Genomic DNA, 13,144 nt, shown 5'->3' with positions numbered 1-13,144 from the left:
TTTGTTGTAATTGTGTTGACAGTGTCATTGAGTAAAAACTAGGGCTACAAGAGCCCTGGCAACCAGAGGCTGATACTTGGGAACAAGACAAATAACATCAGTATGACGAACTGCACAGCCACAAAGGGCAGCGCAGCGCGAATGATTTCTTCGATCGAAAGCTCCGGGCACACCCCGCGTAGGGCATACAGATTAAGCCCGACGGGTGGTGTCACCACTGCAATTTCCAAGTTGAGCACCAGCACGATGCCGAACCACAGCGGGTCGTAACCGAGGGCAATAATCAGCGGTAGCAGGACGGGTGTGGTGACTACAATCAGTGAAACGGCATCCACAATCATGCCCAGCAGCACCAGTAACAGCATAACTGCGACCAGAATGGCCCAGGGGGGCAACGGGCTAGAAGTAAGCATTTCAGACAGTATCTGTGGAACGCGCACGAAATTGAGGTAATCACCGAAAATCTTCGCACATCCAATAATGAGTAGAATGACACCACTGATGCGGGCCGTTTCAGCCACAATGGAGAGGAACTTGCTCCAGCTCAAAGACCGAAATACCAGCGTGGCAATCAGAAGTGCACCAAACGCACCGATACCGGCAGCCTCACTGGGTGTAGCGATGCCAGCGTAAATAGATCCCAAAACGGCAATAACAAGTAATGCTGAATGCCAAATTGCTCCTAAGCTTTGGAAGCGCTCTTTCCAAGTAAACGTTTGGGTGGAGAAAGGGGCTTCTTCAGGGTTGAAATGCACCCTTACCCAAATGTAAAGACAGAGCGCCAAGGCCAGAACAACGCCGGGGACGATACCGCCAATGAAGAGATCCGCCACTGACACGCCAGATACAGATCCATAAATAATGAAGGGGACACTCGGCGGGATTAGCATTGCCAAAGCGCCGGCACTGACGACTGAACCGGCTGCCAGTGAGCGACTGTAACCACGCTCTATCATGTGAGGTACAGCAATTGAACCAACAGCCGCTACGCCGGCCAGGCTGACACCGGAAACGGCGCCGAACATGGCCGATGCGCCAACGGATGATATGGCAAGACTGCCTTTGAGCCAGTTTAACCAGCAAACTGCAGCTTGAAAAAGACTCGATCCAACCGGTGTAGCCCCTAGAATGTTGCCCATCAAAATAAACAATGGGAGTGCGATCAGCTCAAAGCTGTTGAGTTGCCCAAACAAAGAGGAGGGCGCGAAGAAAAAAGCCAGGCTACCCTGTGCCATGTAAAGTCCGAGTAAGCCAGACAATCCAAGCGCCAAAAATATGGGAAAACCAAAGGCAATCATGGTGATTAATGCGATTACAACAATAATTGGTTCCAAAGGTGCTCCCCCGCTCAGATGATGGACGAATTACGCAGCGTGTCTAACTGCGCATCATTCATATCGAGCCAACCTTTTAGCACCTCATTGGTGTGCTCTCCGAGTTGGGGCCCTGCGTGTCGAATCGTACCCGGCGTTTTGGTCAGGCGAGGGAAGACATTCTGCATAGGCAATGGCTTTCCTTTGCGATCTGGCACCATAACAATGGATTTTCGGGCATTGAAATGTGGATCAGCTAACATGTCGGGAGCGCGATAAATGAGTCCTGCCGGCACGCCTGCCTCCGCGAGCTTGTTCACGATTTCCTGGGCATCATGCTGACTTGTCCAGACCGCTACGGCATCGTCAATCGCCTGCTGGTTTGCGCCCCTTGCCCGATGGGTCGCGTAGTCCGGGTGATCCGCAAGTGTCGGTTGACCCATGGCCTCGCACAAACGGCGGAAAACACTGTCCTGGTTGGCCCCGATGATAACATCACGATTATCTCTGGCCGGGTAGGCATTGGAAGGCGCGATACCGGGCAGGGAACTGCCGTTTCGCTCACGGATCTTGCCGGTCCGATCGTACTCAGGCACCAGACTTTCCATCACCCCCAAGACAGATTCAAAGATGGCACTGTCGACAACCTGGCCTTCGCCTGATTTCTCTCGCTGGTGAAGGGCGACCAGCGCACCGATTGCACCATGAATTCCGGCTAGCGTATCTCCGATTGAAATACCCACTCGAACCGGCGGCCGGTCGGGATAACCGCTAATGTAGCGTAAACCACCCATGGCCTCACAAACAGAGGCGAACCCGGCACGGTCAGAATAGGGCCCATCCTGACCAAATCCAGTGACCCGAACCATGATTAACCCTGGATTGTTCCTAGATAAAACGTCGTAACCTAACCCCCAGCGCTCCATTGTGCCCGGACGAAAGTTCTCAATTAAGATGTCGGCCTGACTGGCCAGGTTACGAAGTATCTCCTGACCTTGCGGCTCGCGAAGATTCAGCGTCACGGACTGCTTGTTTCGACCGATAACATTCCACCACACAGGTTCGCCATCGGCGTCAACTTCACCCCATTGACGCATGGAGTCACCTTTGCCAGGGGGTTCGATCTTGATTACATTGGCACCAAAATCGGCCAAAATCTGGCCACAGTAAGGACCTGCTATGAGTTGCCCGAGTTCGAGTACCTTGAGATCGCTTAACGGCGTGGTTGGAGCAAGCTTATTTAGGGACATTGTAATTGTTTTCCCTTGATTTAATTAGAGTTTTATTAAATAGTTAAGCGCCTTCAGCGTGCTGATAACAAGTTTCTGAGTCTGAGTCTGAGACGTTGACATGCAAATCACGTGCTGCAAGCAAGTGCGATCGCATAATGCTTTCGGCCCAGCTCACGCTGCCAGCTTCAATGGCCTCCAGCATTTCACGGTGGTGGCGCATACTGCGTTGGAGATGTTCTGGCTTATAGTTTGTGAAATTTCTTCTGATTACCGACGTCCGCACGATGTTTTCCAGCGCAGCCATTAAGCGCTGATTGTCGCTACCGGCGATCAACTCCCTGTGAAATTCATGATTGAGTGCAGCAATACTGTTGCGGGCTTCAGCATTGGTCTCAACTTTTACAGTCAGCGTTTCCATTTGACTGGCCAGAGACCTGAGGTAGTCGAGGCGAGACTTATCAATTTTGTGACACGCCAGAGCAATGGCCATCGGTTCTAATACTAATCGGATTTCAAACACCTCGCGGGCGTCTCTTTCAGTCCAGGCAGTCACCCTGGCGCCTTGGTGTGGAATGGCCTCCAGCCAACCTTCGGAAATCAACTCCCTGAATGCCTCGCGAACAGGTGTTCTACTGACTTCTAGCTCCTGGGCTACCCGTGCTTCACGGATAAATTCATGAGACAGATAAACTGCGTCAAGAATACGCTGCTTAACGGCGTCGTGAACTTCCATTTTAGCAGTTCTTGGAACTGAGTCACCAACCCGGCTCTTGCTCTCGATCACCGATTTCCTCCTAACTTGTATGCAATAACTATAGCTTAGCCCCTCTTACCGTATTTTGTAGTCGACCTTAGTCTAATATTGTATGCAATAATATTTATTCCAACTAATATAGAACAGGCATTCTGTGGTGGTGGGTGAACACCCTGTCGAAGGGTTCGGGCACGGCTTTGTTCCACCACTGCACTGTTGGCGTTGTGTGCATTGCGCGAATACGGGTTCATGCCATTGGTGACGACGGTGCCACCAGGGCACATGCAAAAACTGTATACCGAGCGACCGCTTTTACAGTTGTGAATGAGCTTATTATCAGCAGCGCAGCATGCGCCAAGTGCATCATGCTGGCGAAAAGCTGTTCGTCGACTACTGCCGACCGACCATGGCGGTCGTCAATCCGGACACCGCACCGGCGAGATCCTAAATGCTCAGATCTTCGTCGCCGTGCTGGGCGCCTCAAGCTACACCTACGCCTGCGCCGGGTGGAGCCAGCAAGAGGCGGACTGGCTTGAAGCGCACGTGTCGGCTTTCTTGTTTGTCGGCCAGGAACAGCCATTGCTGCGCGACAGGAAAGCGTTGAGCCAACCAGGCTGGCTGGCGTTTTATGCTCGATAGTTTCTGCGGTAAACTCTGTCATGACCTGCCCTCTCAATTATGGCTCTGTGTTGGGCAGGTCAAAACATCATGTCTAGTAACCGTGTCCGGTGCCGGCCATACCGCCAATCTGTCACATCCCGGTCCGGTCAACGATGCCATCACGGATTTCCTGAACAAAGTGGCGCCGACGAATTAAAAGCCCGACATTCCCTTACCATCTGCACAGGGTGCACCGAATGAGCATTCAAAAAATCCACCACATCAACTTTTTGGTCAAAGAACTTGATGCCGCCATCCGCATCTATACGGCCCTGCTGGGTGGCAGTCATTTCACTAAAGACGAACTCTCTGCCCGGGGCGCTCTTACCGCCCGCACCCGTTTGGGGGAGCAATGGATTGTGTTGGTTCAGCCGACTGATCCGGATTCTGTGCCGGGGCGGCATCTGAAGGCCCATGGCGAGGGGTTTTTCCTGATGTCGTTAGGGGTGGACGATATGGAGTCGTCTCTCAGTGATCTTGCGAATGCCGGCCTGGAGCCAACCCGTGATACAGACCGGAAGGGATTGCTGAACTGGTGGGTGCGGGATCTGGATACGGATCAAACCTTCGGTGCCCAGATTCAGCTCTGTGAAGAGCGTTTAGAAAACCGTGGTTAGCGAGCCGAATTTAAAGGAATCAAAGCTAAACGCTATGTTACAAAAAGTGTACACGTCCGGCGACCACACCTTGCTAGTGATCACCGATTCCCATTTGTGGGGCAACAGTTCATCGATGGCGTTGTCCTTCTGCGTCGGCAGCCGAGTCAGCACATCTTTCTGAAAACCGGAACAGATTTATTTTTACAGCGGTTTCTGTTCGATCAAATGCCTTGTGAAAACGGCTTATCGACTGAGGGATCCCCTATCAGCGCTGCTGCAGAATATCAGCACGAAAACGCTTTTCCCATACCCGAATTTTCTCCGCCCACCTTGCGCTTATCGGGAAGTCAATTGAGTCTGTCAAGCTGGCGCCGGGATCGGTCCCGTCTTTTTACCCTCTGCTGTTGATTGCTTCATTCGTTTCGTTTTGAAATATGTATTTCATTTTGAAATACTTTCCTGCCATTTAAAACACCTTTTATTTCGGTTTTTACGTAGTAATTAATTATTGAAAATCAATTATTTGAAGACTTCTTTTGCCAGCGTTGCCGCAGTTGGCACTACCTTTGCGACAGATAGTAAAACGGCTCTCGCAGAAACGGGCTACATCACTCAATCCAATAACAGTGTGCTGACTCTACATGACCAAACCATTGGAAGGCGTCCGGATCATCGATTTGACGCACATGCTCTCCGGTCCATACGCCGGCATGCTCATGGCAGACATGGGCGCTGAGTCGATCAAGGTCGAACCACTCAAAGGCGAAGGCACCCGAGCCTTGTTGGCGAAGGACCCAAATAACTCCTTCAATGGGCAGGGTGCCTATTTTATAACGCTGAATCGAAACAAAAAGAGCGTCTGCATTGACCTGAAAACCGAGGAAGGTCTGCAAACCTTCTATGACCTCGTTCGTGAGGCGGACATCGTGCTGGATAACTTCTCGGCTGGCGTTCCCTCCAAGCTCAAGATCGATCACGAGCATCTGTCGAAGATCAATCCAAAGATCATTACCTGCTCTGTGACCGGGTTTGGTCAGGATGGCCCGAATTTCCAGCGCCCGGCATTTGACCAGGTGGTCCAGGGCATTGGTGGTGGTATGTCGATCACCGGCCATGATGAGAGCCATCCTGCCCGATCGGGTATTCCGATTGGTGATCTGGGTGGTGGCATGTTTGCTGTGATGGGTATCCTCGCGGCACTGCACTCCCGTGCGGCCAATGGCTATGGCCAGCATATTGATATCTCCATGCTCGATTGCCAGATCAGCATGCTGAACTACATGGCCACGATGTATTTCCTGAGTGGTGATAATCCGTCTCCGATCGGTAACGGGCATTTTGTGCACGTTCCTTACGACGCCTTCAAGACCCGTAACAGCTTCGTGATCATCGCGGTAATTTTCGACAGCTTCTGGGACAACCTGGTCGAACTGCTGGATATCGATGCACTCCGGGATCCGGTCTACAAGACTCAGCCGGGTCGCTTCGCGGACAAACACAAAATCAACGGCATCCTGACCGAGTTGCTTAAAACCAACACCACCGAACACTGGGTGGAGTTGCTGTCCAGCGCCCGAATCCCCTGTGCGCCCGTTAACAAGTTTTCCGATGCGCTGAGCGATCCCCAGGTCCTGTTCCGGAACATGGTGGTCGACGTTCCCCAGGCGGGCGGTGGTTCAGTCAAGACACCGGGCAATCCGATCAAGCTGAGCGTCGATTCCTCAGACAGTTACACCCCGCCGCCACTGTTAGGCCAGCACACGGAGGCGGTGCTTCATACCATGGGGTATAGCGAAGAGCGCATTGCTGACCTGAAAGCCAAAAAGATCGTGGGGTGAAAAGGTGTCGATGAAGATTCGAGTCAACGAAGTTGGTCCGCGTGACGGACTCCAGGGTCAGGGAAAAACTCTGTCGACAGAGGCACGTCTAGAGCTCATTCGCGCCCTTGTCAATGCCGGTATCCGACATGTTGAAGCCGGTAGCTTTGTATCACCCAAGGCCGTTCCACAAATGGCAGGTACGGCAGATATCTTCCCGCATTTACCGAACACCGAGACAGTTCGCTACGCAGGGCTTGTGCCTAACATGAAGGGTTATGAGCTGGCGGTCGCCGCCGGTGCCAGGGTAGTGAACGTGGTGTTGTCGGTCACCGAGACCATGAATCAAAAAAATATTAGCATGAGCCTGGACCAGACCGCGCAGGTTTGTACCGAGATTGTTGAACGTGGTCGCAGTGAAGGTATCGAGGTTCAGGCGTATCTCGCAGTCGCTTACGAATGCCCCTTTGAAGGCATGGTGTCCCCTGAGGTGGTCGCCCGATTCGGACGGCAGATGCAGGAAGCCGGCGCCAGTAAAATTATTGTTGCCGACACCATTGGGGCGGCCAATCCGGAACAGGTACGCCGGGTGCTCGATGTCCTGATTCCTTCTGTGCCTTCTGAAAAGCTGTCCTGTCATTTCCACGACACGCGCGGTATGGCCCTGGCAAATATTACCGCAGCGCTGGACCGGGGTATTTCCGAGTTCGATTCCTCCATCGGTGGCCTTGGAGGTTGCCCTTTCTCGCCGGGTGCGACCGGCAACGTCGCCACCGAGGATGTGGTCCTGCTGCTGCACAGCATGGGTTATGACATCGGCATTGATCCGCTGAACCTGGTGCCCGTGGTCAAGTTCGCGGAGGAGCTCACTGGTGTGTCCCTCGGTGGTAAGAGTTACCGGTGGCTGGACCAGCAATACCGGAAGCAGCGCGGGAAATCTGGTCATGGTCGGTAAAGTGCTCAGTTTCGCAGCGCAGGTGGCGCCCTGGGCCGTGGTGAGCGGGTTGGCCTATGCTGCGACATTCGTCAAACCCACAGTCAAGCCGCTACCTTTGCCACAACCCCTGAGTGAACCCAGGGATCTGTTTTACGACGTCAGTGCCTCGGAAGCGGACCACTACTGGTTTGCTGGCAATAACGGGGTGGTTCTGGAAGGTGGATCGGATCCGGCCTCCTGGCAGCGTCACACCATGCCGAAGGACATCAATCTTCAGGGCATTGCCGTATCCAGTGATGGCACTGTGCTGGCGGTTGGTAATGCGGGCTGGACCTTCCGCCATCAGGAAGACAGCTCCTGGGCAGCCCTGAAACTGCCGGTGTCCGAGATTGCCGGAAAACTGATTGAAGTGGCGTGGCTGGACGACCATTTTTTTGCGATCGGGGAGATGGGCGCGGTATTCCGGAGCGATGCGCAGGCTCAGGACTGGGAAAACGTCAGCATTATCACCGGGTGTTCTATGCGCCTATGGAGATGCCACCACCCGTGTGAAGGATGAAGCATCCCGGTCGCTGATAAGAGGCTTCTCTACTCTGGCCACCGGGAACGTCGTGGATATTCTGGAGGGTCTGACAGATCAGGTCAGTGGTTCGCTGGAGAAACAGGACATTCCCCGTGACCAGCAAACCATTACCTGGCAGGCGGATCTCCGGTATCAGGGCCAGGCGCTTCTGCTCACCCAGGACGTGTCTCCGGAACAGCTCCGGGCTGAAGGACTTGACGTGCTGCAGCGGGCCTTTGATGCTGAACATCAGCAGCTTTTCAGCTTCTCTCTGGATGAGGAGCATGAACTGGTCAACCTGAGGGCGATTGCCCGGGCCCCTCGCCCGAATATAACGGAACGGGAGTGGACGACCGATGGCGCGCCGCTTGACCAGGCGATTACGGGTGAAAGCCCGATCTACTTCAATGGCAAGGATTACACAGCAACCCTGTACGATCGGGAGAAGCTGTGGCCCGGGCATTTAATCGCCGGCCCTGCCATTGTCACTGAAATGGACTCCACCACCGTGGTCTTCCCAGGCCTTCAGGCCGAAGTCGACAAGGTGGGTAACCTGCTGATCGAGCCTGTTGGCCGCAAGGGCGAGGAGTAATCGTATGCCTGCGAATATTATTCAACCTAATACTACGCCTCTGAAACGGGTCGATGTCGATACCGTCACGCTGGACATCATCGAAAATGCGATGGCCAACGCCCGAAACGAAATGGATGCGGTGTTGTTTCGTACCGCCATGTCTCCGGGTATTCGTGAGCAGGGCGATGCGTTCCCCATGATTGCCAACCATGAAGGCAAGATGGTGGTTGGCCAGTTCGGTTCCTTCATCACCGGGTACATTCAGTCTTACCAGGGGGATATTGAGGAAGGCGATATTTTTCTGACCAACGATCCTTACATGTGTGATGGCGCGGTCAGTCATCTGCCGGACTGGCTGGTGCTGGTTCCGGTCTTCAAGGATGGTCGTTTAATCAACTGGGCGGCTATGTTTGGTCATATGTCCGATGTTGGGGGCAAGGTGCCGGGCAGCTTGCCAACCGACGCCCAGACCATCTTCGAGGAAGGCATTCGCATTCCGCCGATCAAGATCTACCGCAAAGGCGAACTGAATCAGGACGTGCTCGACCTGATTCTGCACAACGTCCGCATGCCGAGCTGGAACAAGTCCGACTTTAACGCGATTGTGGCGTCCTGTCGCACGGCCGCGCGGCGCTGTGTTGAGCTGGCCGAACGTTTTGGCGACGACATTTTTTTCAGCGCGCTCGGCATGATGTTGGAGCGTAACTATATTGCAATGCGCGAGATTATCCGGAGCGTGGTTCCCGAGGACAAACGTTCGTTCGAGGACTACATCTGCGATGACGGTGCGGGTCTTGGCCCCTATACCATTCGCTGCACCATGTGGCGTGAAGGCGACAAGGCCATCTTTGACTTTGAGGGAACCGATCCCCAGGCGCCGTCTTCGGTGAACTTCTACCTCAACGAAGAGATGTTCAAAATGTTCTTCGGTGCGTTCACCATCAACCTCTTTGATCCGTCGATTCTGTTCAACGACGGCTTTTACGATCTGGTGGAAGTGCGTATTCCCCAAGGCTCGATTCTTAAACCCAATTTCCCGGCCGCATTGTCATGCCGGACACATCTGCTTGGCCGTATCTTTGACGTCATGGGCGGTTTGCTTGGGCAAGGCACACCGGATGCCATGAGTGCGGCCGGCTTCTCCGATTCGCCGCACTTTATGTACTCCGGTTACGACGAAAAAGGCGAGTGGTTCCAGTTGTTCCAAATCGGCTTTGGCGGCATTCCGGGGCGGCCAGTGGGCGACGGACCAGACGGACATTCGCTGTGGCCGGGGTTCACTAACGTACCCAACGAATTTGTGGAAGCTTACTTCCCGCTCAGAATTGAAACCTATGAAACGATCACCGACTCCGGCGGTGCCGGCAAGCACCGGGGTGGTAACGGAATTCGCGTTGACTACCGCCTGCTGGCGGATGGCGAAATCTCTATCCACGATGATCGCTGGCTTACCTATCCATGGGGTGTCAATGGCGGTGATCCAGGCATGCGCAGCCGCAAGGAGCTGATTAAGGCAAATGGTGAGCGTCGGGTTCTGCCCGCAAAGTGCGATCACATCAAGGTAGAAAAAGGCGACCTGGTGGTGTTTGACACCTGGGGTGGTGGTGGCTGGGGTAACCCTCTGGAGCGCGACCCGGCAGCCGTGGCAACCGATGTGGTCAAGGAGCTTGTCAGTGTGGAAGGCGTCAGACGTTACGGTGTCGTAGTCAGCGCAGATGGTGCAGTGAACGGACCCGAAACGGCGGCGCTGCGTACCGAAATGGCGAAGGGTCGTGACGATTCAGTCCTGTTCACCCGCGGTGGCACCATCGAAGAAATCAAGGCGCGGTGTGAAGCGGAGACCGGCCTGCCGGCGCCGGCAGCGCCGGTCTGGACGTCCGGCGCTGGAGGTTCGGCATGAGCCTCGACTCCCGAACCCTGGTAAAGGCACAGCGATACGCCCTGGTCGTCGTAGACATGAGTCTGGGTTTTACTGACATCACCCTCAGCCCTCTGGCTGCGGAGTGTGGCGATGTGATTGAGGCGAACCGGGTTCTGTTGGATCGGTTCCGGTCGGCGGGGTTGCCTGTGCTTTTCACGACAGTCGCCTACAGCTCGCCCAACCAGGCTCGTATTTTCCGGGAAAAGCTACCGGAGCTTAATGTACTCGAAGCGGGCTCTGGGCTGGAGAAGATCGACCCTCGACTGCAGCGACGTGACGGTGAAGTTTTGATTACCAAGCAGTGGCCCAGCGGTTTTTTCCGCACTGACTTGCATAAACAACTGCAAAACCTCGGTGCGGATGGGGTTATCGTGACGGGGCTGACCACCAGTGGCTGTGTGCGAGCTACGGCGCTGGGGTGTCTTCAGCATGAATACCGGACCATTGTGGTCCGGGAAGCTTGTGGCGATCGAGACAGGGACGCACACGCGGCAAACCTGAAAGACCTGAATACGAAATACGTGGATGTTTTGTCTCTTGAGGACACTCTGAGTCATGTTTTTTGATCGCATCGGTGCTGCGTGTCTGTGCATTGGTCTGGCTGGCTGTGTCGCAACGCCGACCCTGGATTCACGAGGCGGGCATCTGGAAACGTTTGTCTCGGAGTTGGCTGCTGAGCCGGATGTCTGCCAAATTTATCGGGAGGCATACGTATCCGGTTTCCGGGCCAACGTAGAAGCCATAGCCGAGGACGATCCGGTAGCCGGCAAGATGGCACAGGCGCAGCTCGAGTATAGCCGCCAGTTGCTGCTGGATCAGGGGCTCTCTGGCCCGGACTGTACTCGCCCATACTGCATTATTGAACCCTTGCAGAATGGCAAGCTGGACAGCTGGTGCGGGTTCAGACTCGACGCAGATCAAGGCGAAGAACTTTATCAATGGCTGAGCTACCCGGATCTCCTGGGTCTTCTATCCAGCCAATAACGAGGATATGGCGATGGCTGTACAAACGCTTTACGACAAGCTTTGGAGCCGGCACCTTGTGGATGAACTGGATGACGGTTCGTCTCTGATCTATATCGACCGGCACCTCCTGCATGAAGTGACATCGCCACAGGCGTTCTCCGGTTTGAGGGCCGCAAATCGAAAGCCCTGGCGTCTTGATGCCAATATTGCGGTGCCGGATCACGCTGTGCCAACACGCAACCGCGAGCTTGGTGTCGCAGGTATCGCGGACCGTGTCGCCAGAAAACAGGTCGAAACCCTGACCTCAAACTGCCTGGAGTTTGATATCCCGCTGATTGATCTGGAGGATGCCAGGCAAGGCATCGTTCATGTAGTGGGGCCCGAGCAGGGGCTGACGCTGCCAGGTATGACGATCGTCTGTGGTGATTCTCATACGGCCACTCACGGGGCCTTTGCAACCCTGGCAACGGGCATCGGCACCAGTGAGGTGGAGCATGTCCTGGCGACTCAGACTCTTCGAACCCAGCAGCAGAAAAACATGCGGGTGGTCTTTAAAGGCCAGATGCCTTTCGGTGTTACCCCCAAGGATCTGATTCTTGCCCTGATTGGCAGGATCGGAACGGCCGGTGGAACCGGGTATGCCATCGAGTATGCGGGTGACGCGATCACAAACCTTTCCATGGAAGGGCGCATGACGATCTGCAATATGAGCATTGAAGCGGGTGCCCGCGCCGGAATGATTGCCTTCGACGACGTTACTAAGGAGTCGTTAATTAATAAATGTAACAAATTTATTCATTATTTGGATCAATCCTGTAGTTCCATTCACCATGAAACTCATTTCGTGTGAGGCGAATATTTTCAAACTCTGCAGCGCTAACTTTGATGCCTAACGGGTACAAGGAGTTGTCCAGTTCGGCATGAACTTTCAGTCCCTTTCGCGTAGTGGTTCCCGCGATGAGACTGATGATCACCTCATGACTGATCAAGGGCTTGCCGCGCCAATTCATGCTGATGTACGAGAACAGGCGATGCTCAATCTTGTTCCACTTACTGGTACCTGGAGGCAGATGAGAAATGTGGATTGGAATGTTGATATCGTTGGCCAATTGCTGTAATTCTAATTTCCAAAGTCGTACGCGGCTGCCATTGCTGCCACCACCATCAGCTGTGATCATCAATTCCGATGCCTTGGGATAGCGTTGTTTTCCCATCGTATTCCACCAGCGACGAATTGTCTCGACCGCGAAACTGGCCGTGTCGTGATCCGTCCCTACACTGACCCATCCGGTGTTACTGGCCACATCGTAGACGCCATAAGGATTTGCTCGTCCAAGTTCCTTGTCGATGAAGTCATGCACTTTGACTAATTCCGGCTTTCCCTCAGGGCGCCAGGTTGTGCCGTTATTCTTGTACGTGCCAACAAGCTCCTTCTTCTTCGTATCAACCGAAATAACTGGATTGCCCGCCACTAGGCGTTGCTTGGTCTGGTCGTTGATGAACTCGAACTGTGCATTGCGATCTGGATGATCTGTTCCTTCCAGCCTCTTTCGATTTGCCTGCAAGCTGTAACCCAGCTCCCGCAGCAAATCCCCCACTTTCGGATGACTCACAGAATGGCCTTGTATGCTCAACTCCCCGGCCAGCTTACGCAAGCTCTTGCAGGTCCAGCGTAGCGGTGATTCTGGATCACCTCGCGTCGTCGGTTCAACCCGTTTTTCTAACGCAGCCATCACTCCAGACTCGGTCTCGATGACAGATTTTCTGCCCGCCCCCACTTTCCGAATTCGATTACCATGACTTTCATTC

The 13,144-nt window shown here is 54.1% G+C and carries 12 protein-coding genes and 3 pseudogenes; 10 read left to right on the top strand and 5 right to left on the bottom strand.

What is annotated here, in order from left to right:
• Nucleotides 1-44 precede the first annotated feature (44 nt).
• From A3OI_RS0108485 to A3OI_RS24430, 4 genes and pseudogenes are all read right to left on the bottom strand, one after another.
• The gene (locus tag A3OI_RS0108485; protein WP_018403858.1) at nucleotides 45-1,334 is read right to left on the bottom strand and encodes a TRAP transporter large permease; all 1,290 of its coding nucleotides are present in this window, start codon (nucleotides 1,332-1,334) and stop codon (nucleotides 45-47) included.
• A gap of 14 nt (nucleotides 1,335-1,348) precedes the next feature.
• Complete coding sequence (locus A3OI_RS0108480) at nucleotides 1,349-2,563, bottom strand: CaiB/BaiF CoA transferase family protein (RefSeq protein ID WP_018403857.1); 1,215 nt, start codon at nucleotides 2,561-2,563, stop codon at nucleotides 1,349-1,351.
• Nucleotides 2,564-2,606: 43 nt separating this feature from the next.
• Nucleotides 2,607-3,329: a GntR family transcriptional regulator gene (locus A3OI_RS0108475; RefSeq protein ID WP_026224085.1), complete on the bottom strand. Its 723-nt coding sequence runs from the start codon at nucleotides 3,327-3,329 to the stop codon at nucleotides 2,607-2,609.
• A gap of 173 nt (nucleotides 3,330-3,502) precedes the next feature.
• Nucleotides 3,503-3,712 (bottom strand): annotated as a pseudogene (locus tag A3OI_RS24430) (FAD-dependent protein); the annotation flags it as partial.
• Here A3OI_RS24430 and A3OI_RS23135 point away from each other — a divergent pair.
• The 10 genes and pseudogenes from A3OI_RS23135 to A3OI_RS19655 all read left to right on the top strand — a co-directional run.
• Nucleotides 3,646-3,866, top strand: a pseudogene (locus A3OI_RS23135) (IS21 family transposase); the annotation flags it as partial. The pseudogenes A3OI_RS24430 and A3OI_RS23135 overlap by 67 nt on opposite strands.
• A gap of 290 nt (nucleotides 3,867-4,156) precedes the next feature.
• Entirely contained in the window at nucleotides 4,157-4,576 is a 420-nt protein-coding gene (locus A3OI_RS0108465) for a VOC family protein (protein ID WP_018403854.1), read from the top strand.
• Nucleotides 4,577-5,199: 623 nt separating this feature from the next.
• Complete coding sequence (locus A3OI_RS0108460) at nucleotides 5,200-6,396, top strand: CaiB/BaiF CoA transferase family protein (protein WP_026224084.1); 1,197 nt, start codon at nucleotides 5,200-5,202, stop codon at nucleotides 6,394-6,396.
• A gap of 10 nt (nucleotides 6,397-6,406) precedes the next feature.
• Entirely contained in the window at nucleotides 6,407-7,330 is a 924-nt protein-coding gene (locus A3OI_RS0108455) for a hydroxymethylglutaryl-CoA lyase (RefSeq protein WP_018403852.1), read from the top strand.
• Entirely contained in the window at nucleotides 7,320-7,871 is a 552-nt protein-coding gene (locus A3OI_RS19660; RefSeq protein WP_018403851.1) for a beta propeller repeat protein, read from the top strand. Before A3OI_RS0108455 ends, A3OI_RS19660 begins: the two co-directional genes overlap by 11 nt.
• A complete protein-coding gene (locus A3OI_RS0108445) occupies nucleotides 7,861-8,466 on the top strand; it encodes a hydantoinase/oxoprolinase family protein (protein ID WP_228702928.1) in 606 nt (201 codons plus the stop codon). The genes A3OI_RS19660 and A3OI_RS0108445 overlap by 11 nt, the downstream gene beginning before the upstream one ends.
• Nucleotides 8,467-8,470: 4 nt before the next feature.
• Entirely contained in the window at nucleotides 8,471-10,348 is a 1,878-nt protein-coding gene (locus tag A3OI_RS0108440; protein WP_018403849.1) for a hydantoinase B/oxoprolinase family protein, read from the top strand.
• Entirely contained in the window at nucleotides 10,345-10,935 is a 591-nt protein-coding gene (locus A3OI_RS0108435) for an isochorismatase family protein (protein WP_018403848.1), read from the top strand. The genes A3OI_RS0108440 and A3OI_RS0108435 overlap by 4 nt, the downstream gene beginning before the upstream one ends.
• Nucleotides 10,925-11,353 (top strand): hypothetical protein, encoded by a 429-nt coding sequence (locus tag A3OI_RS0108430; protein WP_018403847.1) that lies wholly within the window; start codon nucleotides 10,925-10,927, stop codon nucleotides 11,351-11,353. The genes A3OI_RS0108435 and A3OI_RS0108430 overlap by 11 nt, the downstream gene beginning before the upstream one ends.
• A gap of 13 nt (nucleotides 11,354-11,366) precedes the next feature.
• Nucleotides 11,367-12,101: pseudogene (locus A3OI_RS19655) on the top strand (aconitase family protein); the annotation flags it as partial.
• A gap of 25 nt (nucleotides 12,102-12,126) precedes the next feature.
• On the opposite strand, the gene A3OI_RS19650 reads toward A3OI_RS19655, so the two are convergent.
• Nucleotides 12,127-13,144, bottom strand: a 1,018-nt coding sequence (locus tag A3OI_RS19650) for an ISAzo13 family transposase (protein ID WP_018403845.1), incomplete at its 5' end; no start/stop codon positions are given.

The sequence above is a fragment of the Marinobacter gelidimuriae genome (assembly GCF_000372805.1).
GTDB lineage: Bacteria > Pseudomonadota > Gammaproteobacteria > Pseudomonadales > Oleiphilaceae > Marinobacter > Marinobacter gelidimuriae.
This window is presented reverse-complemented; position numbering and strand designations above follow the sequence as displayed.